The sequence below is a fragment of the Corynebacterium haematomassiliense genome, assembly GCF_013978595.1.
In the GTDB taxonomy this organism is placed as follows: Bacteria; Actinomycetota; Actinomycetes; order Mycobacteriales; family Mycobacteriaceae; genus Corynebacterium; species Corynebacterium lehmanniae.
The window spans coordinates 106,117-128,558 of sequence record NZ_JACDTZ010000001.1 but is presented as its reverse complement, the minus strand read 5'-3'; the positions used below and the strand labels follow the sequence as shown (position 1 = coordinate 128,558).

The 22,442-nt window shown below is 65.7% G+C and carries 25 protein-coding genes and 1 tRNA gene; 14 read left to right on the top strand and 12 right to left on the bottom strand.

Features of this window, described 5'->3' with window-relative positions; all coding sequences use genetic code 11:
• Positions 1-59: 59 nt before the first annotated feature.
• From H0193_RS00645 to H0193_RS00635, 3 genes are read left to right on the top strand one after another with little or no spacing between them, the layout of a single operon-like run.
• Positions 60-563 (top strand): hypothetical protein, encoded by a 504-nt coding sequence (locus H0193_RS00645; protein ID WP_181888111.1) that lies wholly within the window; start codon positions 60-62, stop codon positions 561-563.
• Between the two features lie 27 nt (positions 564-590).
• Positions 591-1,199: a TetR/AcrR family transcriptional regulator gene (locus H0193_RS00640; protein WP_311389549.1), complete on the top strand. Its 609-nt coding sequence runs from the start codon at positions 591-593 to the stop codon at positions 1,197-1,199.
• Complete coding sequence (locus H0193_RS00635; RefSeq protein WP_181888110.1) at positions 1,193-2,752, top strand: MDR family MFS transporter; 1,560 nt, start codon at positions 1,193-1,195, stop codon at positions 2,750-2,752. The genes H0193_RS00640 and H0193_RS00635 overlap by 7 nt, the downstream gene beginning before the upstream one ends.
• Before the next feature lie 4 nt (positions 2,753-2,756).
• On the opposite strand, the gene H0193_RS00630 is transcribed toward H0193_RS00635, so the two are convergent.
• From H0193_RS00630 to H0193_RS00620, 3 genes are all read right to left on the bottom strand, one after another.
• On the bottom strand, positions 2,757-3,287 hold the full coding sequence (locus H0193_RS00630; protein ID WP_181888109.1) for a GNAT family N-acetyltransferase: 531 nt from the start codon (positions 3,285-3,287) through the stop codon (positions 2,757-2,759).
• A 114-nt stretch (positions 3,288-3,401) separates the two neighbouring features.
• Positions 3,402-3,983, bottom strand: a complete 582-nt coding sequence (locus H0193_RS00625) for a hypothetical protein (protein ID WP_181888108.1) — start codon at positions 3,981-3,983, stop codon at positions 3,402-3,404.
• A 53-nt stretch (positions 3,984-4,036) separates the two neighbouring features.
• Positions 4,037-4,615: a LysR family transcriptional regulator substrate-binding protein gene (locus tag H0193_RS00620; protein WP_181888107.1), complete on the bottom strand. Its 579-nt coding sequence runs from the start codon at positions 4,613-4,615 to the stop codon at positions 4,037-4,039.
• A gap of 25 nt (positions 4,616-4,640) precedes the next feature.
• On the opposite strand from H0193_RS00620, the gene H0193_RS00615 reads away from it, so the two are divergent.
• Positions 4,641-5,042: a DUF5997 family protein gene (locus tag H0193_RS00615; protein ID WP_181888106.1), complete on the top strand. Its 402-nt coding sequence runs from the start codon at positions 4,641-4,643 to the stop codon at positions 5,040-5,042.
• Here the strand turns inward: H0193_RS00615 and glyA are convergent.
• Positions 5,039-6,331 (bottom strand): serine hydroxymethyltransferase, encoded by a 1,293-nt coding sequence (gene glyA, locus H0193_RS00610; RefSeq protein ID WP_392399113.1) that lies wholly within the window; start codon positions 6,329-6,331, stop codon positions 5,039-5,041. The genes H0193_RS00615 and glyA overlap by 4 nt on opposite strands.
• 113 nt (positions 6,332-6,444) lie before the next feature.
• On the opposite strand from glyA, the gene coaA reads away from it, so the two are divergent.
• Positions 6,445-7,368, top strand: a complete 924-nt coding sequence (gene coaA / locus H0193_RS00605) for a type I pantothenate kinase (protein ID WP_181888104.1) — start codon at positions 6,445-6,447, stop codon at positions 7,366-7,368.
• On the opposite strand, the gene H0193_RS00600 is transcribed toward coaA, so the two are convergent.
• The 3 genes from H0193_RS00600 to mca are packed head-to-tail and all read right to left on the bottom strand — an operon-like array spanning position 7,369 to position 9,321.
• The gene (locus tag H0193_RS00600; RefSeq protein ID WP_181888103.1) at positions 7,369-8,148 is read right to left on the bottom strand and encodes an isoprenyl transferase; all 780 of its coding nucleotides are present in this window, start codon (positions 8,146-8,148) and stop codon (positions 7,369-7,371) included.
• A gap of 18 nt (positions 8,149-8,166) precedes the next feature.
• A complete protein-coding gene (locus H0193_RS00595; RefSeq protein WP_181888102.1) occupies positions 8,167-8,466 on the bottom strand; it encodes a hypothetical protein in 300 nt (99 codons plus the stop codon).
• A complete protein-coding gene (gene mca, locus H0193_RS00590; RefSeq protein ID WP_236883387.1) occupies positions 8,467-9,321 on the bottom strand; it encodes a mycothiol conjugate amidase Mca in 855 nt (284 codons plus the stop codon).
• Positions 9,322-9,437: 116 nt separating this feature from the next.
• Between mca and H0193_RS00585 the strand changes: the two genes are divergently transcribed.
• The 3 genes from H0193_RS00585 to H0193_RS00575 all read left to right on the top strand — a co-directional run bounded on the left by H0193_RS00585 (position 9,438) and on the right by H0193_RS00575 (position 11,091).
• Positions 9,438-9,896, top strand: a complete 459-nt coding sequence (locus H0193_RS00585; RefSeq protein ID WP_239306060.1) for a DUF4307 domain-containing protein — start codon at positions 9,438-9,440, stop codon at positions 9,894-9,896.
• A gap of 106 nt (positions 9,897-10,002) precedes the next feature.
• The gene (gene greA, locus H0193_RS00580; RefSeq protein WP_181888100.1) at positions 10,003-10,524 is read left to right on the top strand and encodes a transcription elongation factor GreA; all 522 of its coding nucleotides are present in this window, start codon (positions 10,003-10,005) and stop codon (positions 10,522-10,524) included.
• A gap of 39 nt (positions 10,525-10,563) precedes the next feature.
• Positions 10,564-11,091, top strand: a complete 528-nt coding sequence (locus tag H0193_RS00575; RefSeq protein WP_181888099.1) for a hypothetical protein — start codon at positions 10,564-10,566, stop codon at positions 11,089-11,091.
• 73 nt (positions 11,092-11,164) lie between these two features.
• Here the strand turns inward: H0193_RS00575 and H0193_RS00570 are convergent, their stop codons facing one another.
• Positions 11,165-11,971: a Bax inhibitor-1/YccA family protein gene (locus H0193_RS00570; protein ID WP_269952525.1), complete on the bottom strand. Its 807-nt coding sequence runs from the start codon at positions 11,969-11,971 to the stop codon at positions 11,165-11,167.
• A 181-nt stretch (positions 11,972-12,152) separates the two neighbouring features.
• Between H0193_RS00570 and H0193_RS00565 the strand changes: the two genes are divergently transcribed.
• Positions 12,153-13,079 carry a suppressor of fused domain protein gene (locus tag H0193_RS00565; protein WP_181888097.1) on the top strand — a complete coding sequence of 309 codons (927 nt, stop codon included), beginning with the start codon at positions 12,153-12,155 and terminating at the stop codon, positions 13,077-13,079.
• Here the strand turns inward: H0193_RS00565 and H0193_RS00560 are convergent.
• Positions 13,072-13,539, bottom strand: coding sequence for an S-ribosylhomocysteine lyase (locus H0193_RS00560; RefSeq protein WP_181888096.1), 468 nt, complete (start codon positions 13,537-13,539; stop codon positions 13,072-13,074). The two genes, H0193_RS00565 and H0193_RS00560, sit on opposite strands and share 8 nt — an antisense overlap.
• A gap of 90 nt (positions 13,540-13,629) precedes the next feature.
• On the opposite strand from H0193_RS00560, the gene H0193_RS00555 reads away from it, so the two are divergent.
• The 3 genes from H0193_RS00555 (at position 13,630) to H0193_RS00545 (ending at position 15,722) form a co-directional block, all read left to right on the top strand.
• Positions 13,630-14,496, top strand: a complete 867-nt coding sequence (locus H0193_RS00555; protein WP_181888095.1) for a GDSL-type esterase/lipase family protein — start codon at positions 13,630-13,632, stop codon at positions 14,494-14,496.
• A gap of 26 nt (positions 14,497-14,522) precedes the next feature.
• Positions 14,523-14,876, top strand: a complete 354-nt coding sequence (locus tag H0193_RS00550; RefSeq protein WP_181888094.1) for a DoxX family protein — start codon at positions 14,523-14,525, stop codon at positions 14,874-14,876.
• An 87-nt stretch (positions 14,877-14,963) separates the two neighbouring features.
• Complete coding sequence (locus H0193_RS00545) at positions 14,964-15,722, top strand: SDR family NAD(P)-dependent oxidoreductase (protein WP_181888093.1); 759 nt, start codon at positions 14,964-14,966, stop codon at positions 15,720-15,722.
• Here H0193_RS00545 and H0193_RS00540 read toward each other — a convergent pair.
• Positions 15,723-15,799, bottom strand: a tRNA-Leu gene (locus H0193_RS00540). It lies immediately after the preceding gene.
• A gap of 157 nt (positions 15,800-15,956) precedes the next feature.
• On the opposite strand from H0193_RS00540, the gene H0193_RS00535 reads away from it, so the two are divergent.
• Together H0193_RS00535 and H0193_RS00530 are read left to right on the top strand one after the other, a co-directional pair.
• The gene (locus H0193_RS00535) at positions 15,957-17,279 is read left to right on the top strand and encodes an esterase-like activity of phytase family protein (protein ID WP_181888092.1); all 1,323 of its coding nucleotides are present in this window, start codon (positions 15,957-15,959) and stop codon (positions 17,277-17,279) included.
• A 43-nt stretch (positions 17,280-17,322) separates the two neighbouring features.
• Complete coding sequence (locus H0193_RS00530; protein ID WP_239306084.1) at positions 17,323-17,976, top strand: CPBP family intramembrane glutamic endopeptidase; 654 nt, start codon at positions 17,323-17,325, stop codon at positions 17,974-17,976.
• A gap of 20 nt (positions 17,977-17,996) precedes the next feature.
• Here the strand turns inward: H0193_RS00530 and mfd are convergent, their stop codons facing one another.
• Positions 17,997-21,641 (bottom strand): transcription-repair coupling factor, encoded by a 3,645-nt coding sequence (mfd, locus tag H0193_RS00525; RefSeq protein ID WP_181888091.1) that lies wholly within the window; start codon positions 21,639-21,641, stop codon positions 17,997-17,999.
• Positions 21,642-21,646: 5 nt separating this feature from the next.
• A complete protein-coding gene (locus H0193_RS00520) occupies positions 21,647-22,297 on the bottom strand; it encodes a TetR/AcrR family transcriptional regulator (RefSeq protein ID WP_236883386.1) in 651 nt (216 codons plus the stop codon).
• Positions 22,298-22,442 lie beyond the last annotated feature (145 nt).

Genomic DNA, 22,442 nt, shown 5'->3' with positions numbered 1-22,442 from the left:
CTAACGCGTAGCTAGAATCAGCCCCCAGCACATCAACTAACTCGCTGGGGGCTTTTTCCATGCCTGATTCTTTCTCCGAGCTGCGCACCGCGGGCGGCCCGAACAAGCCGTGGGTCGTCGGCGGGGTGCTCGCGCTCATCGTCGCTATCATCGGCGTCGCGCTCGCGGCGGCCTACTGGTACGCCAACCCGCGCCCCGAGCCCGAAAGCACCGTCCCCGAAACGGTCACGGTCACCGCGCAGCAGCAATCGCCTATCGACGACCCTTCGGCCCCCACCGGCACCTACACCGGAACGCTGAACAGCTTGGAAGATGACGCAAAGGTCAAGGCGTGGCCCGCGGTGGCGACCTTCGGCGGCGGCACCGCCTCGGTGACCTACCCCCTCACCGGCTGCACGGCGCTGATCGGTGTAGGCGGCGAATCGATCCCGTTGACGAAGGGCTGTAATGACGGGCAGGGCCGTTGGGACGTCGAGAAGCATACGCCCGGCATTGTGAAGCTGACCTACTTAGAGGACGGAAAAGCGCTGGTAGAAGGCGAACTTTCAGCGGGCTTGCCATAATGTGCACCGGGTGTAATATTGCACCCCGTGCAAAATGAGGGAATCAGGGAGCAGAAGCGGCGCGAAACGCTGCAACGCATCCGCGACGAGGCGGCCCGGCTTGTGGGCGCTCACGGCTACGACAACGTCACCGTCGACGACATCTGCCTGGCTGCAGGCATCTCCCGGCGCACGTTTTTCAACTACGTCGACTCCAAAGACGAGGCGATCCTGGGCTCGTTCCCCTTCGCCTTCAGCGAGGATGCGCTCGACGCAATTCGTCAGACGCGAAGCGACAATGTGCTCGAGCTCGTCATCCGCTCCATCAAAGTGGAGCCGGGGCGCTTTGACGGGCCGGCCGCGAAATGCCGCCGCGAGCTGCTGGAAAACAACCCCGGCCTGATGCACGCCGAGGCCGCCCGCAAACGCGGGTTCCTCACCGAGGTCGGCCGCGCCGTCTACGCGCACTTCGAACGCTTCCCTGAAGACCGCAGGCACACCGGGACGCTGGAGGACGAGACGCACTTCATCGTCGTGCTGTTCCAGGGAGCGGTCAGCCGCTACCTGTGGCACCCTCCGGAGGGCGCCGACCCCGTCGAGCAACTGCTGGCAAACGCACACGATCTCACCGTCTACGCAAAGGAGATGAAATGGTAGAAACCCGCGCGGACCGCGATCCGCTTCAGGCCACCCCGCCAAACGTGGGGCTGGTGTTCTCGGCCCTGCTGCTGACCATGCTGATGAGCTCGCTGGGCCAGATGATTTTCGCCACCGCCCTGCCCACCATCGTCGGCGAGCTCGGCGGCGTGGACCACATGAGCTGGGTCATCTCGGCGTTTTTGGTCACTATGACCATCGCCATGCCGATCAACGGCAAACTCGGCGACATTCTGGGCCGCAAATGGCTCTACATCACCGGCATCGGCCTGTTCGTGGTCGGCTCCGCCCTCGGCGGCTTCGCCCACACCATGGAGCTTTTGATCATCGGCCGCGCCATCCAGGGCCTGGGCGCAGGCGGAATGATGGTGAACTCGCAGTCCATCATCGCCGAGGTGGTCCCCGCCCGTGAGCGCGGCAAGTACATGGGTGTCATGGGTGCCGTCTTCGGCGTCTCCTCGGTGCTCGGCCCGGTGCTCGGCGGCTGGTTCACCGACGGGCCCGGCTGGCGCTGGGCACTGTGGATGAACATCCCGCTGGGTATTTTGGCCATGTGCGTGTGCACCGCCGTGCTGCGCCTGCGCCGCGGCTCGGCAAAGGGCATGCACTACGACTACCTGGGCACCACACTGATGGTGGTGGCCACGGCCTCGCTGATCCTCACCACCACCTGGGGCGGCACCCAGTACGAGTGGACCTCCCCGACGATCATCACCACCTCGCTTATCGCGTTGGTTGCCGCCGTGGCATTCGTGTTTGTGGAGCTGCGCGCCACCAACCCGCTGATCCCGATGGACCTGTTCAAAAACCGCAACATGGTGCTGACCACGCTTGCCGGCACGGTGCTAGGCCTGGCCATGACCAGTGGCCTGGCGTACCTGCCCACCTACCTGCAGATGGTCCACCAGCTCACCCCCACCGAGGCGGGCCTGATGATGCTGCCGATGGTCATCGGCATGCTCGTCACCGGCATGGCGGTCGGCTTCATCATCTCCAGGACCGGCCGCTACAAGATCTACCCGCTGGTCGGCATGCTCGTGACCACGCTGGGGCTGTTCCTGTTCTCTCGCCTCGAGGTGACCACGTCGCTGACCACGCTGGGCGTCTACATGTTCATCTTCGGCTTCGGCCTGGGCCTGGTCATGCAGGTGCTGGTGCTGATCGTGCAGAACTCGTTCCCGCTCAAGCATGTGGGAACGGCGACGTCGACGAACAACTTCTTCCGCCAGATCGGCTCGTCCATCGGCGCGTCCCTGGCAGGCTCGCTGTTCATCCACAACATGCGCGACCACCTGGAGCAGCGCCTCCCGGAGGCGCTAGCCAAGCTGGGCCCGGAGTGCCAGGCGTACGCGGCGAAGTTCCAGGAAGGCGGGGCGAACAGCCTCACCCCCGGCGTTGTCGCCCAGCTGCCGGATCCCATCAAGGACGCGGTGCTGAGCAGCTACAACGACGGGCTTACCCCCGTGTTCCTGCTCATGGTGCCGCTGGCGATCGTCGCCTTCGTCCTCCTGCTGCCGGTGCGCGAGGAAGCGCTCAAGGAGGACTTGAGCTAGCAGCTCACTGCTCGCGCGACATCGGCAAAATCAGCTCCCAGATGTCGCAGTCGCGCCACTCACCCTGGCGCTCGCCGTAGGCCATCTGCGCCATGTTGTGGAACGTGCCCACCTTTTCAAATCCGCGGGACTTGTGCAGTCCCGCGGATCCTTCGTTTTCGGGGAAGATCCAGGAGTGGATGGACCACTTGTGCAAGTTGATGCAGGTCTGGATCAGGTGGTCCAAAAGCGCGCCGGCGATCCCGCGTCCGCGGGCGTCGGGATGGGTGTAGATCGAATCCTCTACCACGCCGTGGAACACGCTGCGGGTGGACGCCTTCGCCGCGCCAACCCAGCCGAGCACTTTGGTGTCGTCGGCGGCGTCGACCGCCACGAAGACGGTCTCCATGATCTTCTTGCGGGAGAACTGCTCCCAGGTCTGCCCCTGGGTTTCCCAGGAGGCGTTTCCGGTTTGCAGCCCCATCTCATAGATGGCGCGTACCTGCGGATAGTCTTCCGGTCGGATGGGCCGGATGGCAAAGTCCGATTTTTGCATGCGCTCCATTGTCCAGATCCCCGCGAGGGCGCGCAAACACTCGCCCAGCAACGCAAAAGCGCCACCCCGCCGCAGCGGAGTGGCGCTTGGAATCAGGCGAGGTAGGCCGCCGATTTACTTCTCGGTCACGATTGCGGTGAAGGCATCCTCGGTGCCGCCGCGGGTCCACTCGATGGTGCCGTTCTCAAACTCCTGGGTCCAGCCCGACTGGTCGGCGTTCTCGGTCTCCGGTGCGACCGGGAAGCCCAACTTCTGGTCCAGACGCACGTCGGTGATCCACTCGTTAGCGATCTGGCCCCAGGTCGGAGCACCACCGGTGTTCTCGTTCCAGGTGATGTAGTGCTCGTTGTCGTAGGTGACGATCCAGCCGCCGTCAGTCTCCTCAACTGCCATCGGCTCGCCCCACTCCGGCTGAGCGTACTCGTCCATAGCGGCCTTCACGCCTGCCGGAACCATCGCGGTTGCGCCGTCGGCGGTGGTGATCTCCTCGGTAGCCTCAGCGTCGCCAGCAGCAGCGGCGTCGGTGTTATCCGCGGCCTCGCCAGCGGTCTCGGTGGCAACCTCGGTCTCGGTAGCGGTCTCCGAGACGATCTCGGTGGAGGTCGGCTCACCCTCGCCGTCGTTGGAGCAAGCAACCAGGCCGGTTGCGCCAAGGGTCAGAGCAGCTGCGGAAGCGACGATCTTACGGGAAAACATAATCAATACCTTTCATTCTTGAAATAAGTGCGCCGTCCATTATGAACTTTGCGTTAACGTCGAGTCCGCTTTGCACCCGATCGGGGGTGCGCATTTCCACGCGAAGAACGCACCGTGCGCCCCTTCGTCACACCGACAAAGTCCTGCACAGCGTCCGAATCGTCCGCCCTGCGCCACACGAGCGCGATCTGCGTCGCCGGTTCCTCCCCCAGAAGGGGTAATGCTTTGATCTGTTTGCGCGCGAGGTTCTTCAACAGCGGCAGTGGCCCGTAGGCCACGCCGACGTTCGCGGCGACGACTTGCAGGGCGGACCGGAGGTCGTCGATAGGCGATTGCCCGTCAAAGTTCACAATCTCGTCCGCGAGATCCGCGCGGGAAACCTCCCCTACCTCCGCGTAGACGGAATCCTTCGGCACCGCGACGCCGGCCGCCTCCTCGTAGAGGCGCACCACGTGGTACTCGTCGGTGACGCGCTCGTCCGGAAGCCGCACGAGCGCTGCAGTTGCTTGCTTGCCGACGAGCACGAACGGATCATCCGCCGGCATCGTCTCAAGTCGGCTTCCGGTGAGTTCCTCGAAGCGGCGGAACCACTTCCCCGGCTCAGTGCCGGTGGCGAAGGCAATGGTGAGCATGGCCGTCAATGCTACCGTTTTGACCATGACTGATCAGACCCCCTCCGGCATCGCCATGAAGCCGGTAACCGCCGCAAAGAAGCTGGGCATCTACCTTCCCGCCACCCCGCAGGAGTTCCAGGACGGCGCCGTGACCCACGCCGAGCTGCGCGACCTGCAGGACAACCCGCCGCAGTGGCTGCAGGAGCTGCGCCTTTCCGGCCCACACCCGCGCCCCGAGGTCGCCCGCAAGCTGGGCATTTCCGTGACCGCGCTGAAAAGCGCCGGCGTGGACCAGGCGATGACCACCGACGAGATCCGCGCGCTGCTGGACGACCAGCCCGAGTGGCTGCAAAAAGCCCGCGCCACTCTCGCGGAGCAGCGCGGGCATGATGTTGCCGGCGGCGACGGCGCAAGCGCCGACGCCGGAGAAGCCGAAAAGGACTAGAGCATCTTCCAATCCTCGAGGTCCGGGTAGAGCGGGTACTTCCGCGCCAGGGCCTCAACGCGGCCGCGCAGCGCGTCGATGTCGGCTGCTTCGCCCTTGATCAGGGTCTCCGCGATAATCTCTGCGACCTCGCGGAAGTCCTCCTCGCCGAAGCCGCGGGTGGCCAGCGCGGAGGTGCCGATGCGCAGGCCCGAGGTCACCTTCGGCGGGCGCGGGTCGAAAGGCACGGCGTTGCGGTTGACGGTAATACCCACCGAGTGCAGCAGGTCCTCGGCCTGCTGGCCGTCCATCGGCGAATTGCGCAGGTCCACCAGCACGAGGTGCACCTCGGTGCCGCCGGAGACGACGGACACACCGGCCTCGCGTGCGTCGTCGGCAAGCAAACGCTCCGCCAACACCTTCGCGCCGGCGAGGGTGCGGCTCTGACGATCCTTGAATTCGTCCGTGCCCGCGATCTTGAACGCGGTCGCCTTCGCGGCAACGACGTGCATCAGCGGGCCGCCCTGCTGGCCCGGGAAGACCGCGGAGTTGAGCTTCTTGTGCAGCTCCAGGTCGTTGGTGAGGATGAAACCGGAGCGCGGGCCACCCAGGGTCTTGTGCACCGTGGAGGAGACCACGTGCGCGTGCGGGACCGGGTTCGGGTGCAGGCCGGCGGCGACCAGGCCGGCGAAGTGCGCCATGTCCACCCACAGGTAGGCGCCGACCTCGTCGGCGATGGAACGGAACTCCGCGAAGTCCTCGTGGCGCGGGTACGCGGACCAGCCGGCGATGATCACCTTCGGCTTGACCTCGCGGGCCTGCTCGCGCAGCTTCGCCATGTCGATCTGGTGGGTGTCCTCCTCCACCTGGTACGCCGCAACGTTGTACAGGCGGCCAGAGAAGTTGATCTTCATGCCGTGGGTGAGGTGGCCGCCATGCGCCAGGTCCAGGCCCAAGATGGTGTCGCCCGGCTCCGCCAGCGCCATGAGCACCGCGGCGTTCGCCTGCGCGCCGGAGTGCGGCTGCACGTTCGCGTACTGGGCGCCGAAGACCTCCTTCGCGCGGTCGCGCGCCAAGTCCTCAATGACGTCCACGTGCTCGCAGCCGCCGTAGTAGCGGCGGCCCGGGTAGCCCTCCGCGTACTTGTTGGTCAGCACCGAGCCCTGCGCCTGCAGCACGGAGCGCGGCACGAAGTTCTCGGAGGCGATCATCTCCAGCGTGTCGCGCTGGCGCGCCAGCTCGTCCACAATTGCGGCGTGCACCTCTGGGTCGTAGGTGGCCAGATCCTGGTAGCGGAGGTCTTCAGACACGTCGACCGGGTCCTTTCTTTTCGCGTTGACAACGGCTTCTCGCAGTATAGGAAAATCGGCACGCCCAGAAGGCGGATTCATTCCCCTTTTACGCGGGTGCAACAATGGTGGCTATGTCACGAGCCGATTCGTCGCCGTACCTCGACTTCCACCGCGAGGACTGGCGCAAGCGCCGCGCCAAGATGCCCCAGGTGCTCACCGAGGAAGAGCTGCAGAAGCTCTCCGGCATCGGCGAGAACCTCGACCTGCAGGAGGTCGAGGACATCTACCTGCCCCTGTCGCGCCTGATCCACCTGCAAGTGCGCGCCCGGCAAAAGCTCACCAACGCCACCGAAACATTCATCGGCGGCGACCCGGGGCACGTGCCGTTCATCATCGGCCTGGCCGGCTCGGTGGCCGTGGGCAAATCCACCACCGCGCGCGTGCTGCAGGTGCTGCTGCAGCGCTGGGACTCCCACCCGCGGGTGGACCTGGTCACCACCGACGGCTTCCTCCACCCGAAGGCGGTGCTGGAAGAGCGCGGGATCATGAAACGCAAGGGCTTCCCAGAGTCCTACAACCGCAGAAACCTGATGCGTTTTGTCACCGAGGTCAAGTCCGGCCAGCCGGTGGTCAGGGCCCCGATCTACTCGCACGAGGCCTACGACATCCTCCCCGACGAATTCGTGGAGGTCCGCCAGCCCGACATCCTCATCCTCGAAGGCCTCAACGTGCTGCAGACCGGCCCAACGCTGATGGTCTCCGACCTGTTCGACTTCTCCATCTACGTCGACGCAAAGACCGAAGACATCGAGCGTTGGTACATCGAGCGCTTCCTCAAACTCCGCGACACTTCGTTCCAGCAGCCCGGCAACCACTTCGAGAGCTTCGCCGGCATGGACGACGCCGAAGCCGCCTACGCCGCGCGCGAACTGTGGCAGACCATCAACCTGCCCAACCTGGTGGAAAACATCCTGCCCACCCGCGTGCGCGCCTCGCTGGTGCTGCGCAAGGACTACGACCACACCGTCCAACGCGTGCGCATGCGCAAGATCTAGCTACTTGCCAAAGCGGCGGGAGCGCTGCGAGTAGTCGCGCAGCGCGCGCAAAAAGTCGATCTTGCGAAACGCCGGCCAGTAAATGTCGGTGAACCAAATCTCCGAGTACGCCGCCTGCCACAGCAGAAAACCGGACAGGCGCTGCTCGCCGGAGGTGCGGATGACCAGGTCCGGGTCCGGCTGGCCGGAGGTATACAGGTGCTCCGAGATGGATTCCACCGTGATCTCGGCGGCCATCTCCGTGGCTGGCACTCCGGCGTGCGCTTTGTCGTCGATAAGCGATTGCACCGCATCCACGATCTCCTGGCGCCCGCCGTAACCGACCGCGATGTTGACGGTGAGACCGTGCTTGGTGTCGGTTGCGGCCGCACCCTCGCGCATGCGCCTAGCGACGTCCTCCGGCAGCAGATCCAAATGCCCCACCAACCGCACGCGGCAGGTGTAATCCTCCGTGGCCAGATCCTCGATGACCCCGGAGATGATGTCGAAGAGCAGCTCCACCTCTTCGGTGGTGCGCTGCAGATTCTCCGTGGAAAGCAGGTAAATGGTGAGCACGTCCACGTCCATCTCCGCGGACCAGCGCACGAGCTCGCCGATCTTCGCGCCGCCGACGCGGTGGCCGTGGGAGATGTCCTCGAAGCCCGCCTCACGCGCCCAACGACGGTTGCCGTCGGCCATCACGGCGATGTGCTTCGGACGCTTTTTGCCGCGCAGCTCGCGCTTTAGGCGCGCCTCGTACAGCGGGTACAGCGGGTATCGCAGCTTCGAAAGGACAGACACGGGATAAATTCTAGCCAGCTAGAACGCGTTTTTCTTCCGCTGGTCCTTCAGACCAGCCTTTTCCATGGCCTCGTCGATCGCCTTCTCGTCGAATGGGTCGATGCCGCGCGCCTCCGCGAACGCCTGGCGGCGCTTGAAGCGGGAGAAACGGCGGTGGAACGACCAGCCGATGAACAGCACCACGATGGCCAAGACCACCAACAGAAGCAGACCGATCGGCGAGGCCTTGCCAAAGTCCGGGCCCACCGGGGTCTCGCCCGGATTCTGGGCCAGCACGAAGCTCGCGGCGTTGGCGGCGGCGACAGTAAAGGTTGTCATTTAGCTTTCCTCCTCGATGCCGGCGAACAGGTCGGTTTCCGGCAGGGTGGTCTCCACCCTGGACGCGGCGAGCTCAAACTCCTCGGTGGGCCAGACGTCCTGCTGGTCCTCCACCGGGCTAGCTAGAAACGCGCCGGCGGGGTCGATCTGCGTGGCGTGCGCAGTGAGCGCCTCGGCGCGCTGCTGGAAGTAGCCGGCGCACTCGACCTGGGTGGTCACGCGGCCGAATACGTCGCCTTCGTTTTCCTCCCAACGCTTGATCATCAGCTCGTACGGGCTCTGCTTCCCACGCTGGATCAGGCGCTCCTGCAGCAGTTTCATGCGCTGCAGGATGAATCCGTGCGAGTAGTACAGCTTCAGCGGCGTCCACGGCTCGCCGGTGCCGGGCGCGAAGTCCGGGTCGCCCGCGCGCTCCCAGGCGATCATGGAAATCGCGTGCACCATCAGGTGGTCCGGGTGCGGGTAGCCGCCGTTTTCGTCGTAGGTGATGATCACGTGCGGGCGGAACTCGCGGATCTGCTCCACGATCTTCACCGCCACCTCTTCCGGGTCCTGCACCGCGAACGAGCCTTCCGGCAGCGGCGGCAGCGGGTCGCCTTCGGGCAGCCCGGAATCCTCGTAGCCCAGCCAGACGTGCTCCACGCCGAGGGCTGCCGCGGCGCGCGCCATTTCCTCGCGGCGCACCTCGAGGATGTTGTCCAGCACGCCCGGGCGGTCCATCGCCGGGTTGAGCACGTCGCCGCGCCGGCCGTCAGTGCAAGTGACGACCTTGACGCGGTTGCCTTCTGCGGCGTACTTGGCCATGGTGGCGGCACCCTTGGAGGACTCGTCGTCGGGGTGGGCGTGAATCGCCATGAGACGCAACCCGGTCACTCGATCAATCCAACTTTCGTAGGGGTCAGTTCTGTACCTCCGCGTCATCTTAGTACCATCAACTCGAAAGTCCTTACCACCTGCAAGGAGCCGTTTCCGTGAGCACCGCAACCACTCCCCGCCCCGCCAACCGCTACGGCCGTTCCAACCGCGCCGGCGGCTCCATCGGCGGCAAAGTGGTCGCGGTTGTCGCCGCACTGCTCATGATTGCCCTGCTCTTTGTCGGCGCCCGCACCATCATGCAGCGGTTCAGCGAGCCCGTTCGCGCGGAGTTCATTTCACAGGAGCGTATCGACGACAACACGGGCCGGCTCTGGATCGACGTCAACCGCAAGAACCCGGACGTGCCTGCGTACTGCATCGTCACTGCGGTGGACTACTCGCATTCGGAGGTGGGCCGTCGCGAGGTGGTGCTGCCGGCCGGCGGCGAGCAACACTCCCGCATCGCGGTGGACCTGCCGGTGCGCGAGCCGCTGGTGTCTGGCCGCATCTACGGTTGCTCCGAGAATCTCCCCTTCTACATGGACCCGGAGAGCAGCTTCTACGCAGCGCGCTAGCGGAAACTAGCCGGAAAGCGTGTGGTAATCTTCCGGCTGTATATCTGCACACATTGGCCCGCTAGCGGCGGGCCGATTTCACGTATCAGGGAAGGTTTAGACCCCTATGGCTGAATCCCAGCAGCAGTACATCACTCCTGAAATGAAGGCCAAGCTCGAGGCCGAACTGCAGCAGCTCATTGATAACCGCCCCGCCATCGCGGCCGAGATCAACGAGCGCCGCGAGGAGGGCGACCTCAAGGAGAACGCCGGCTACGACGCGGCCCGCGAGCAGCAGGACCAGGAGGAGGCGCGCATCAAGCAGATCTCCGAGATCCTGTCCAACTCCACCACGGAGCGCGCTGGCATTGTCGAGGGTGTTGCCCACGTCGGCTCCGTCGTGCACGTCTACTATGACGGCGACGAGGACGACCGCGAGACCTTCCTCATCGGCACCCGCGCCGCCTCCACCGACAACGCGGATTTGGAGACCTACTCGGAGCAGTCCCCTCTCGGCGCCGCCGTCGTCGGTGCCGCCGAGGGCGAAACCCGCAAGTACACCGCACCGAACGGCCGCGAGATTTCCGTCACCGTGGTCTCGGCCGAGCCGTATGATTCAGTCAAGGCCTCCACGCCCCGCGCGAAGTAGCCAGTACGTTTCTCTTTTCAATACAGAAGGACCATTCCTGTGATTGCCACCTCTTCCCGCAAAGCAGTAGCCGGCGTCGCCGCCCTGGCAGCTCTCGCCCTGGCAGGCTGCACCCCGCCGCACCAGAACCCCTCCTCCGAGAAGGTCGACACGGCCACGACCCAGGACCCGAACTCCCTGAAGGGTGCAGGCACCTCCGCCACCACGGCCGGCACCGCTACGGCGACAAACGTCACCGCGGCGAATGCCGTGAAGGAGCAGGAAACCTCCGAGGCCGCTGTCGCCGCTGCACCGGTGTTCAATAACTGCGGCGCCACCGACCTGGTGCGCCCGGACCGCCTGACGGTGGACTGCGAGAACCAGGACGACTTCCTCGAGAACATCGTCTGGGACCAGTGGGGCGAGGACCTCGCCGAGGGCACCGCAACCCGCGTTGTCACCTCCCCGGACAACCGCGAAGAGGGCGTGAAGGTTGTGCTGGGCAACCCGGAGATCGTCGACGGCAAGCCGGTGTTCACTACCGTGACTGTCGACGGCCAGCCCGTCGTGCCGGATAACAACTACTAAACCGCGCGCACGACAAAGCGCCTCGCCCCGGAGATGATCCGGAAGCGAGGCGCTTTGTGTTTCTGCAAAGGCCCTAGCGGTCGTTGACGTAGGACAGCAGGCGCAGGATCTCGGTGTAGAGCCACACCAGGGTCACGGCCAGGCCGAGCGCGACGCCCCAGGAGGCGCGCTCCGGCGCACCAGTTCGGACCAGCTTGTCGGCGAGGTCGAAGTCCTGCAGGAAGGACAGGGCCGCCAGCACGACGCAGACGACGCCGAAGATGATGGACAACGTGCCACCGTCGCGAAGCGGAGAGATGCCGGTGAAGATTGCCAGCAGGAAGTTGCCCAGCGCCATGATGGCCACGCCGAAGATCATGCCGGTGACGATGCGGTTAAAACGCGGGGTCACGCGGATCGCGCCGCGGCGGTAGACCACGAGCATGCCGATGAACACGCCGACCGTGCCCAGGATGGCCTGGAAGATCAACTGGCCGGCATCGGCGCCGCCGACGGTGAACCAACCAGAAACGGTCAGCGAGAATCCGCCGAGGAACAGGCCCTCAAACGCGGCGTAGATCAACGTCAGCGTCTTAGAGCCGAACTCGCGGCGGAACGCGTTGACCAAGGTGGTGATGAAGCCGCCGATGGCGCCGACGATGGTCAGGATGACACCGAGGTTGACGTTGCCAGTAAGGAAGATGCAGAAGTTCACCGCGGCGAACGCGATGATCACGGCGAGGGTGATGCCCGTCTTGGTCACCACATCATCCACCGTCATCGGACGCTGCTGATCTATCTCTCGCGCGCTCCCCGGCAGCGTCGCGGTCTGGCCATCCTGGTAGCCGTTGTCCGCGTCCGCCCCCGGAATGTTGCGCAGAACGGGGTTAGTGCTTCTCACGTCGTACAAATCCTTTCCAATGGGTTTTCGTACCGTTTGTCCCGGACCCGATCTTGAACCAGAGTCCAAAGAGTTCACCGGGTATAACGCCACACTTACCAAAAAGGTTCCCGCGAGCGCAGTGTTCGCTGAAACCACGGCTGAAGCCCACCTCGCCGGGGCGGGGTTATGGTGGAATTCCATGGGAGTTTTCGACAGCGCCCGCCGCGGCCCTAGAACCGGCGGCGAGGTGGTGCGCAGCCACATCGCTCAAGCTGCCGGTGGCACGGACGCGTACGTGTTTTCCTACCGCCACTTAGAGGTCCACGCGTACGTGCTAGCCGAGCCTGTCCCCCACGTGTTGTACTGCACCTACGGCAAGTCCCGCGTGGAGTCTTCCCAGCCGTCCGCGGGCACACAGACGGAGCTCACCTTGCGGATGCCGGGCACGCCTGCGCTTCCCGACGAGTGGCCGGCCCGCCTGCTCGCCCGCGCCGCCCGCGACGACATCGAGCCGGGCCACTACCTCGTGCTGGACCACCCGCGCGGCACGTTGGCCGGTTTCGCGTTTGTCACCGACCCTGTCCTCGGCACGCTCGACGGGCCCACTGGCCGGATCCGCTTCACCTACGCCGTCGGCCTCAACGGCGACGACGTGGAGTACATGTTGTCCTGGGACCCATTGAAGTTCGCGGCCTTTGTCGGCGACCGCGTGCCGCTGGGGCTGAGCTCCACGGACCGCGATCCAATCGCCGCCGATCCGCAGGTCCGTGCGTTGTTGGAGGAGGCGGTGGGGGCCGAAGGGTCGTCGATAGGCGCGATGCACGCCCGCTACCTCGAGGTCGACGCCGGGGGACGCGTGGACCTGGACCCGGCGGCTGCGCACGCAATCATCCGGGCGGCACGCCACCGGATCCTGCATGGGCGAACGTTTGCGCTGCTCAACGGCGACATTTGGTTCCTGCTGGACCCGCAATTGTCGGCGGCGGAGCTCACCGACGACCACATCGCAGTCCCGGCCACCACGGCGCTCGCCCACGAGCTGCTCGCAGTGTTCGACGCGGTGCCAGGCCTCTACCGCCTGCGCACCGCGCCGCTGGAGATTCGGGTGGTGGACCCGACTACTTAAAGACGGTGCCCCACTCGTCGCGCTTGTCCAAAAACGCCTGCGCCTCGCGCTTGGCGGCCTCCAAGTCGTGGCTTGCACCCCAGCCGCACTGCTTCTCGTTGGCGGCCGGCACCTCGTTGGCGTTGGTGATGTCGGTGAGCGTCTTTTCCACCAGCTCGGCGACCTCCTCCTCCTCAGCGACGTCGCCGGAAAGCATGAGGTAGAAGCCGGTCTGGCAGCCCATCGGGCCGAAGTCGATGACGTTGTCCGCGTGGTTGCGGGCGTGCTCGGCGAACATGTGCTCCAGCGAGTGCACCGCCGGCATCTCCAGGTGCTCTTCGTTGGGCTGCTTGAAGCGGATGTCCCACTTCACCAAGGTGTCGCCTTTGGGCAGCTCCTTGCGGTCCGCGAGCCGGATGAACGGGGCGGCTACCTTGGTGTGGTCGAGGTTGAAAGATTCCACATTCATACGATCAGTCATGGCCTCGACTCTACTGAACGGAGGCTCACGTGCCCACCACCCTTGTTTGGTTCCGCGACGGCAACAGTCACGGCAGGTAGGCTCAGGCGCGTGAGAAACCTGATCCGTCACGCAGCAGTGGCCGCCTCTGCGCTGCTTGCCGCCACGACCGCCTCCCCCGCTACCGCGCAGCCCGCGGGCAACGTGGTGGTCTTCGACGACTCGTTCGCCGCTAACCCGGACCAGTACCTCAACACTGTGCTGCGTTTCGCTGACGGCACAGGCCTTTCCTCCACCTCCTCCGAGCGCGTGCTCCGAAACAACCCGAGCGAGTCAGGCTGCCTCCACGGCCCGGGCAATTGGCCCAGCCAGCTCGGGGAGCGCACCGGCGCGAAGGTTACAGACTGGTCGTGCGCCGGCATCACCTCCGGGCAGATGCTCGGCCGCATCGACCATGCGGTGCACACCGGCGCGCTGAACGCGGGCACCCGGGCGGTGACGTTGGGCGCCGGCTTCAACGACCACTGGCGTCCCTTGCTGGACAAGCCCGGCACTACTTACGACGCCGCACGCACCCGCGAGCAGTACTTGGCCAACATGCGCGCCGCCGCGGCGAAAATCCGCGCCGTGGCGCCGAACGCGAAGATCATCATTCCCGGCATGCTTTCGGTGACCGGAGAAAACGGCGCGATTTGCGCCTTCAACGTAGTACCCAACCTCCCGCTCGGCGTGCCCACTCCGACGGTGCACGGCTGGGAGCAGCACCACCGCAACAACCAGCGCGAAGCCGCGCGCCAAGTAGGCGCGGCGTTTTTGGACATCAACGCCCAGTCCACCGGCCACAGCACCTGCGCCCGCGACGCCGACCGCTGGGTCGCAGGACTTGTCGACACCACTACGGCGGGATACAACATGGTCTTCCACCCCTCCCGCGCCGGGTCCGCCTTCGTGGCCGACCAGGTCGCCCGCGCGCTGTAACGCAGCCCAGGCGTAAGCTCGGGCCAATGACACCGTTGCAGAAGTTCCTCATTCCCCTGTTCACTGGCGCGGGCGTGCTGCACTTTGCAAAGCCGCAGCCTTTCGACGACATCGTGCCCGATGCCCTCCCCGGCTCCGCACGCACCTACACGTACGTCTCCGGCGTGGCCGAGCTCGCCGCTGCAGCCCTACTGGCGAATCCAAAAACCCGCGCGGCCGGCGGCAAGTTCGCCGCCGCCCTTTTGGCGGCGGTGTGGCCGGCGAACTTCCAGATGGCGTGGCAGTGGCGCAACGAGCCGTGGCAGAAGCAGATCATCTCCATCGGGCGCCTGCCGCTGCAGATCCCGCTGATCAAGGCTGCGCTCGGCGCGGCGAAATAAGTAGCTGCCTCAAACCGGCCCCAGGAGGGTCGGCGGCTGCTTACACTTTGGCTGCATCTTATCCCCACGGAAGGTCAAGGAACAGTCATGAGCAAGTTTGAAAACAAAGTTGCGCTGGTCACCGGCGGCGCCTCCGGCATCGGTGAGGCCATTGCGAAGCGTCTCGCCAGCGAGGGCGCCAAGGTGGTGGTCGCCGACATCAACGACGACGCCGCCAAGGACGTCGCCGCCGCGATCGAGGCGGACGGCGGCGCCGCGGCCGCGTTCCACCAGGACGTGGCCAGCAAGGAGGACAACGAGGCGGCCGTGCAGTTCGCCGTGGACACGTTCGGCGCGCTCCACCTCGCAGTGAACAACGCGGGTGTGGGCGACCACACCCCGCTTGCGGACAAGGATCTGGCCGATTGGGACAAGGTCATCTCCATCAACCTGTCCGGCGTGGCCTACGGCTGCCACTACCAGCTCAAGCAATTCTTCGCGCAGGGCAACACGGAGCAGTGCGCGATTGTGAACATGTCTTCCATCCACGGCTCCGTGGGCCGCGCCGGCGGCATCGAGGCCTACACCGCCGCGAAGCACGGTGTGGTGGGGCTGACCAAGTCTCTGGCAGCGGATTACGCCGCCGCCGGCATCCGGGTCAACTGCGTGGGTCCGGCGTACATTGACACGCCGCTGATTCAGCGGGCGCAGGGCGAGGCCCGCCAAGCGCTCGTCGATAAGCATCCTGCTGGCCGCCTGGGCGAACCCGAAGAGATTGCGGCTGTGGTGAGCTTCTTGCTTTCCGACGACGCGTCGTTCGTCAACGGCTCCTACCACCTCGCCGACGGCGGATACACCGCCGTGTAGTGGTGCCCCCAGTCGGGCTCGAACCGACACTGGGCGGATTTTAAGTCCGCTGCCTCTGCCAATTGGGCTATAGGGGCGACGGGAAACATCGTACTTCCCCCGCGCCTCCGGGCGGGAATCGGTCGGCTTTTTCACCGAGCGGAGCCGGCCTCCCCGCCCTACACTCATTGTGCGAAAACTAAGTTTCGCCTGAGTTTGCGCTCAGCTTCTGAACGACAGTAAAGGCAGTGGCACATGACTATTCAGCTCCCTCCCCCGCTCGACCAGATCATCAAGAACCTCAATCTCGAGCAGCTCATCGCGGCTGTCGCAGGCGCGTTCGTTGTCGGCGGCCTCGTCGGCGGCGCGATCGGCGCCGCCGCCGGCGGCAGCTCGGAGGCAACCGGCTCGAGCAACGGTGCTGCCCCGTCCGCGCCCGCCCCTGAGGTCGACGGGCCGGTGCTTGAGGGCCGCGCGAAGCTGTCGGCGCTCTACCAGGCCCCGGGCCCGGATTCCGGCAAGGACGCCTTCGACGGCAACGGCCAGACCCACCCGTTTAAAGGCCAGGTCATCCCGGGCTTTTCCGGCATGATCGAAAAGGGCGACGGCGAGTTCTACGCCCTGCCGGACAACGGCTTCGGCTCGAAGCAGAACTCGTCGGACTTCCTGCTGCGCATCTACACGGTGAAGCCGAACTGGGAGACCGCAGAGACCGCGAAGGACCCGAAGGACGTCGGCGGAATCGACGTGCTGGACTACGTCGCGCTGAAGGACCCGAACAACACAATCCCGTGGGAGATCGTCAACAACGACACCAAAGACCGCCTGCTCACCGGCGCCGACTTCGACCCGGAGTCCTTCGTTCGCGCGGCAGACGGCACCTTCTGGGTCGGCGAGGAGTTCGGCCCCTACATCCTGCACGTGGACAAGGACGGCACGCTTCTCGACGCCCCGTACCCCTATCCCGGCGTAAAAAGCCCGTCGAACCCGACCCTGGGCACTGATGAGCAGCCGAACCTGCGCAACTCCAAGGGCTTCGAAGCGATGGCCACCGACGGCCGCTACTTGTACCCCATCTTCGAGGGCTACCTGGACAGCGCCACCGACAAGCGCGAGCGCGTGATCTCCCAGTTCGACACCGAAACCGGCAAGTACACCGGCAAGACCTGGAACTACCTGGCCGAGGGCGACGACGCGCTGATCGGCGACGCGTTTTTGACCAAGGACGGCCGCCTGCTCATGCTCGAACGCGACGATTTCCGCGGCTCGGACGCGCAGCTGAAGAAGGTCTTCGAGGTCAAGGACTTCGCGGACGCGAAGCCCGGCTCCACGGTGAAGAAGGAACTCATGGCGGACCTGCTCGACATCGCCAACCCGTCCAAGATCGGCATGGTTTCCGACGCCCGCGCCTACGGCGTCGGCGACCCGTTCCAATTCGCGCTGCTCAGCGTCGAAACCATTGTCCAGCTGGAGGACGGCCGCTACCTCACCGCGCTGGACAACAACTTCCCGGGCGACGACGGCCGCTACCGCGGCAAGCCCGACGACACCGAGATGATCATCTTCTCCGTGAAGTAGCAACCGGGGATGCTTGGCCTGCGGGCCGGTAACCTTAGCTTCCGTGTTTGCGGAAGTTGACGGACAAAGGCCCCGCGTGACCAGGCAATGGCTGTTCTTGGTGCCGTGCGCGCTCGGCGCACTCGGCCTGTTTCTCGCGCGCCGCGCCGGCGACGGCACCGCCGGCTTCTACTGGGCCACCGCGTTTACGGCGGTGGTCTACGCGGCCGCGTGGTGGCTGTGGGGCAGCCGCCAGACGTTCGCGGGGCCCCGCAAGCTTCTCGACGTCCTCCGGGGCACCCTCATCGGCGCCACCCTCGCGGTTGTGTTCGTCTTCGGCGCGCTGGTGGTGCAGCATATCCCGTTGCTGGCCGGCCCGGCGGCGGAGCTGCTGCAGACCCCGAACAAGGGCGGGTACTTTCTCACCCTGCTGGTGCTGGTGGTCAACGGCGCCGGCGAGGAGATGGTCTTCCGCGACGCAGTGCCGCGCCAGCTGCGCGGCATGGGCCAGTCGGTGGTGCAGGCAGGTGTGTGGTCCACGCTGGCCTACTGCCTGGTCACCTGCGTGATGGGCGTGCCGCTTCTGGTCTTCGCCGCCAGCGTGCTGGGGGCGGTGACCTACTACGAGTCCGTGAAAACCGGCAGGCTCTACTCCCCTATCGCGGCGCACCTGACGTGGAGTATTGGCATGCTGCTGATCCTGCCGCACTTTTTCTAGGCAGGCTCTCAGCAGCCCTGCTACTCGCTGACGGAAAACACCTTCTTCTTCGGCGCCTTGTCTGCGGCCGCAGAATCCGCCGCAGCACCCGCGACGGAGATCTTCGGGGCGTCGAGCATCTCCGTCATGAAGTCGGCGACCCACTGCAAAAGCTCCAGGTCGCGCAGGTTCGGCGCGTTCAGCGCCCGCTTCGCCCCGCCTTCGCGCGGCATCGGCACCTGCAGCGCCTTCGCCGCGGCGCGGAAGTTCGCGCCCGGGTAGAGGCGCTTGAGGCGCACCTGCTTGGAGTCCGGCAACTCCACCGGGTGCAGCTTGATGCGGCTGCCCTGGGTGAGGATGTCCGCGACGCCGACCTGGCGGGCCTGGTTGCGCAGCCGCGCCACGGCCATGAGGTGTTCGACCTCTGGCGGCAGGGCGCCGAAGCGGTCGATCATGTCGTCGGCGGCGGCGGTCAGGGCGTCGTCGTCACGCGCTTCCGCGAGGTTGCGGTAGACCTCCAGGCGCAGTCGTTCGGAGTTGATGTAGCTCTCCGGGATGTGGGCGTCGACGGGCAGGTCCACGCGGATCTCTTTCGGGCCCTTGTCAGTGGCGTCGATGGGCTCGCCGCTCATGAGCCCCTTGAAGGTTTCCACGGCCTCGCTGACTAGGCGGACGTACATGTCAAAGCCCACGCCGGCGATGTGGCCGGACTGCTCGGCGCCCAGCACGTTGCCGGCGCCGCGCATCTCCAGGTCCTTTTGCGCCACGGCGATGCCGGAACCCAAATCGTTGTTCTGGGCGATGGTGGCCAGGCGGTCGTAGGAGGTCTCCGTGAGCGTTTTGTCCTTCGGGTACAAAAAGTAGGCGTACGCGCGCTCGCGGGAACGGCCCACGCGCCCGCGCAGCTGGTGCAGCTGGGACAGGCCCATGTTCTGGGCGTTTTCCACGATCAGGGTGTTGGCGTTGGCGATGTCCAGGCCGGTTTCCACGATGGTGGTGCAGACCATGACGTCGTAGTCGCGGTTCCAAAAACCCTGCACGGTCTGCTCGAGCACCTGCTCGCTCATCTGGCCGTGGGCGACCACGATGCGTGCCTCTGGGACCAGCTCGCGCAGCTGGCGGGCGGTCTTTTCAATGTCGGAGACTTTGTTGTGGATGTAGAAGACCTGGCCGTCGCGGAGCAGCTCGCGGCGGATTGCGGCGGCGACCTGCTTGTCCTCCTGCGGGCCCACGTAGGTCAGCACCGGGTGGCGGTCCTCCGGCGCGGTGGTAATGGAGGTCATCTCGCGGATGCCGGTCAGCGACATCTCCAGGGTGCGCGGGATCGGCGTTGCGGTCATGGTCAGCACGTCCACGTGCGACTTCAGCGCCTTGATGTGCTCCTTGTGCTCCACGCCGAAGCGCTGCTCCTCGTCCACGATGATCAGCCCGAGGTTCTTCCACTGCACGCCCGTTTGCAGCAGTCGGTGGGTGCCGATGACGATGTCCACGGAGCCGTCCGCAAGCCCGGAGATGATCTTCTTCGAATCGGCAGCGGTGGTAAAGCGCGACAGTTCGCGCACGGTCACACCGAAGCCGTCCATGCGCTGGTTGAACGTGGAGAAGTGCTGCTGGGCCAGAAGGGTCGTGGGCACGAGCACCGCGACCTGTTTGCCGTCCTGCACCGCCTTGAACGCGGCGCGCACGGCGACCTCGGTTTTGCCGAAGCCCACGTCGCCCACGATGACGCGGTCCATCGGCGTGGGCTTTTCCATGTCCGACTTCACGGCCTCGATGGCGGTGAGCTGGTCTTCGGTCTCCACGAACGGGAAGGCGTCTTCCATCTCGTGCTGCCACGGGGTGTCCGGCGCGAACGCGTGGCCCGGTGCGGCTTGGCGCTTGGCGTAGAGCTCCACCAGCTCGCCTGCGATCTCGCGGACCGCGGCGCGCGCCTTGCGCTTGGTGGATTTCCAGTCGGAGCCGCCCATTTTGCTTAAGCTGGGTTTCTCGCCCCCGGTGTACTTACTCAGCAGGTCCAAAGACTCCATTGGCACCCACAGCTGGTCGCCGGGCTGTCCGCGTTTGGCGGGCTGGTACTCCAGCACGATGTATTCACGGCGCGAGTCCTCGTCGCCGGCTTTGACGGTGCGCTCCGCCATCTTCACGAACTTGCCGATGCCGTGGGTATCGTGCACCACGAAGTCGCCAGGCTGCAGCGCGAGCGGGTCGACGCGGTTGCGGCGGCGCGGGGCGCGTCGTTTAGCACCTGCGATGTCGCCGACGCGGTTGCCGGTCACGTCCGTTTCGGTGACCACGACGAGGTTCGGCCCGCCGAAGACCAGGCCAGCGTGGGACAGCGCCTGGTACAGGGTCACCGCCCCCTCGACCGGCTCAAGGCCCGGCGTGGCCACGCGGGCGGATACGCCGTGCTCGCGCAGGCGCTCCGCCATGCGGTCGATCGTGCCCTTCGCCGGCGCCACGAACGCGACCTTGCCGTGGTTTTGGCCGATGTGGAGCTTGAGCGTGGCGTAGAGCTGCTCGATCGCCTTCGGGTCGCCCTTCGGTGCAGGCGCGGCCTCGAACTCCAAAGGCAGCGTCTCCGCGTCGTCGGCGGCGAACATGCCGGGCGGGGCGAACGTCCACCAGGCGTTGCCGGCCTTGGAGGCGGAGACCTCCAGCGACTCGTAGGAGCGGTACGACGAGGCGGACACGTCCAGGCCCTCCACCACCACAGGCCCCTCGGCGCCCATGGCGGCGGCCTCCCAGCCGGCCTCGAGGAACTCGCGGTCCGTCGCCTCCAAGTCGGCGATGCGGGCGCGCACCTTCTCCGGGTTGGTCACCAGCACCACGGAACCGGCGGGCATGAGCTCCGGCAGCACCGAATACTGCTTGTCCGTCAGCGCCGGGATGAGCGCCTCCATGCCGTCCGCGGGCTGCTTCTCCGAGATGCGGGCGAGCAGCGACGACAGCGTCGGGTTCGAGGGGAATTTTCGCGCGAGGTCGTCGGCTTTGGCGGCCACGGTGTCGTCGATAAGCAATTGCCTCGCGGGGTGCAGCTCGACGGAGCGCACCTCCTCGATGGTGCGCTGGTCCGCGACTGCGAACGAGCGGATGTCCGTGACCTCGTCGCCCCAGAATTCGATACGCACGGGGTTTTGCGCGGTGGTCGGGAAGACGTCGATGATGCCGCCGCGGGTGGCGAACTCGCCGCGCGAGGCCACCATGTCCACATGGTTGTACGCGAAGTGCACCAGCTGCGCGGTCAGCTCCTCGAAGTCGCGCTCCTGGTCCACCGCGATGCTGATCGGCTCCGCCGGCGGCAGCACCGGCTGGCACACCGCGCGCGCCGCCGCGACGATCACACGCGGCATGTCCCACAGCACCTTCGAACGGCGCCCCACAATGTCCGGCGCCGGCGAGAGACGCTCGTGCGGCAGCGTCTCGTACGCCGGGAACTGCGCCACCTTCTCCTCGCCCAAAATGGCCTTCAACTCCGCGGCGAGATCCTCCGCCTCGTGGCCGGTGGCCGTGACCAGCAGCAAAGGCGTCTCGCGCGCAATCGCACCGGCCACCCAGGAACGCACCTGGTCAATGCCTGTGACGTGCAGCAAATCCTCGCCCACGTGCGTGACCAGGCCTTTCAGTTTCGGGTCCGTCAGCGCCGCGGTGAGCAAACCGCCCAACACGGGCGGGGTGGTGTCAGTCATGTGTCTTACGCATCCCTCTCTGCGGTTTCGCCGCTTGTCTCGTCGCTCGCGCTTTCGCTCGCCTCGCCGCTTCCGTACACGCGCGGCTGCGCCTCCATCCCCCGCAACCCGTTCCAGCACAGGTTGGAAATATGCGCCGCCACGGTGTGCTTGTCGGGCGTGCGCTCGTCCAGCCACCACAGCGCAGAATTGGAGACGGTGCCGACAAGCGCCTGACCGTACAGCCCCGCCATCGACTCGTCGAGCCCGCGGTGCTTAAACGCCTCCCCCAGCAGGTAGCTCACCTCCGCGGTGACGCGGTTGAGGATCGTCGAATACGTCCGCCCCTCCCCCGGCAGCTGCCCGTGCGCGAGGATGACAAACCCGTCAGTTTCCCCCTCCACGTACGTCAAAAGTGCCAGCACGCCGCGCTCGATGCGGTCGCGCCACGGGCCGGCCTGAATGTTCGACGTAATCGTGTGCTCCAGCCGGGCCATTTCCAGCCGGACAACCTCCTGGTACAGGCCTTCCTTGCTGCCGAAATGCTCGTACACCACCGGCTTGGACACCCCGGCGCGCGCCGCGATCTCCTCCATGGAAATGCCGTCGAGCCCGCGCTCAGCGAATGCTTGCCTGCCCACTCCGATCAACTGATCTCTGCGCTGGGGTGCTGTCATTCGCCTTCGAGCCATGCGCCCTAGCTTAGAGCGTCGTAAAGTTAACCCCGTCTTTGGCAGTTGGCGGGTCTGGTCTACAATCAGCGGTGCTATTCCCCATGGTGTAATCGGCAACACTACGGTTTTTGGTACCGTCATTCTAGGT

What these genes read in the sequence shown, in the direction of transcription:
- H0193_RS00550 (WP_181888094.1), top strand. Translation starts at nt 14,523, where the DNA reads ATGACACCGTTGCAGAAGTTCCTCATTCCCCTGTTCACTGGCGCGGGC.
- H0193_RS00595 (WP_181888102.1), bottom strand. Translation starts at nt 8,466, where the DNA reads ATGACAACCTTTACTGTCGCCGCCGCCAACGCCGCGAGCTTCGTGCTG.
- mca (WP_236883387.1), bottom strand. Translation starts at nt 9,321, where the DNA reads ATGGCGATTCACGCCCACCCCGACGACGAGTCCTCCAAGGGTGCCGCC.
- H0193_RS00520 (WP_236883386.1), bottom strand. Translation starts at nt 22,297, where the DNA reads ATGACAGCACCCCAGCGCAGAGATCAGTTGATCGGAGTGGGCAGGCAA.
- H0193_RS00565 (WP_181888097.1), top strand. Translation starts at nt 12,153, where the DNA reads ATGGGAGTTTTCGACAGCGCCCGCCGCGGCCCTAGAACCGGCGGCGAG.
- H0193_RS00630 (WP_181888109.1), bottom strand. Translation starts at nt 3,287, where the DNA reads ATGCAAAAATCGGACTTTGCCATCCGGCCCATCCGACCGGAAGACTAT.
- mfd (WP_181888091.1), bottom strand. Translation starts at nt 21,641, where the DNA reads ATGACTGACACCACCCCGCCCGTGTTGGGCGGTTTGCTCACCGCGGCG.
- H0193_RS00560 (WP_181888096.1), bottom strand. Translation starts at nt 13,539, where the DNA reads ATGACTGATCGTATGAATGTGGAATCTTTCAACCTCGACCACACCAAG.
- H0193_RS00620 (WP_181888107.1), bottom strand. Translation starts at nt 4,615, where the DNA reads ATGCTCACCATTGCCTTCGCCACCGGCACTGAGCCGGGGAAGTGGTTC.
- H0193_RS00625 (WP_181888108.1), bottom strand. Translation starts at nt 3,983, where the DNA reads ATGTTTTCCCGTAAGATCGTCGCTTCCGCAGCTGCTCTGACCCTTGGC.
- H0193_RS00535 (WP_181888092.1), top strand. Translation starts at nt 15,957, where the DNA reads ATGACTATTCAGCTCCCTCCCCCGCTCGACCAGATCATCAAGAACCTC.
- coaA (WP_181888104.1), top strand. Translation starts at nt 6,445, where the DNA reads ATGTCACGAGCCGATTCGTCGCCGTACCTCGACTTCCACCGCGAGGAC.
- H0193_RS00645 (WP_181888111.1), top strand. Translation starts at nt 60, where the DNA reads ATGCCTGATTCTTTCTCCGAGCTGCGCACCGCGGGCGGCCCGAACAAG.
- H0193_RS00635 (WP_181888110.1), top strand. Translation starts at nt 1,193, where the DNA reads ATGGTAGAAACCCGCGCGGACCGCGATCCGCTTCAGGCCACCCCGCCA.
- H0193_RS00615 (WP_181888106.1), top strand. Translation starts at nt 4,641, where the DNA reads ATGACTGATCAGACCCCCTCCGGCATCGCCATGAAGCCGGTAACCGCC.
- greA (WP_181888100.1), top strand. Translation starts at nt 10,003, where the DNA reads ATGGCTGAATCCCAGCAGCAGTACATCACTCCTGAAATGAAGGCCAAG.
- H0193_RS00545 (WP_181888093.1), top strand. Translation starts at nt 14,964, where the DNA reads ATGAGCAAGTTTGAAAACAAAGTTGCGCTGGTCACCGGCGGCGCCTCC.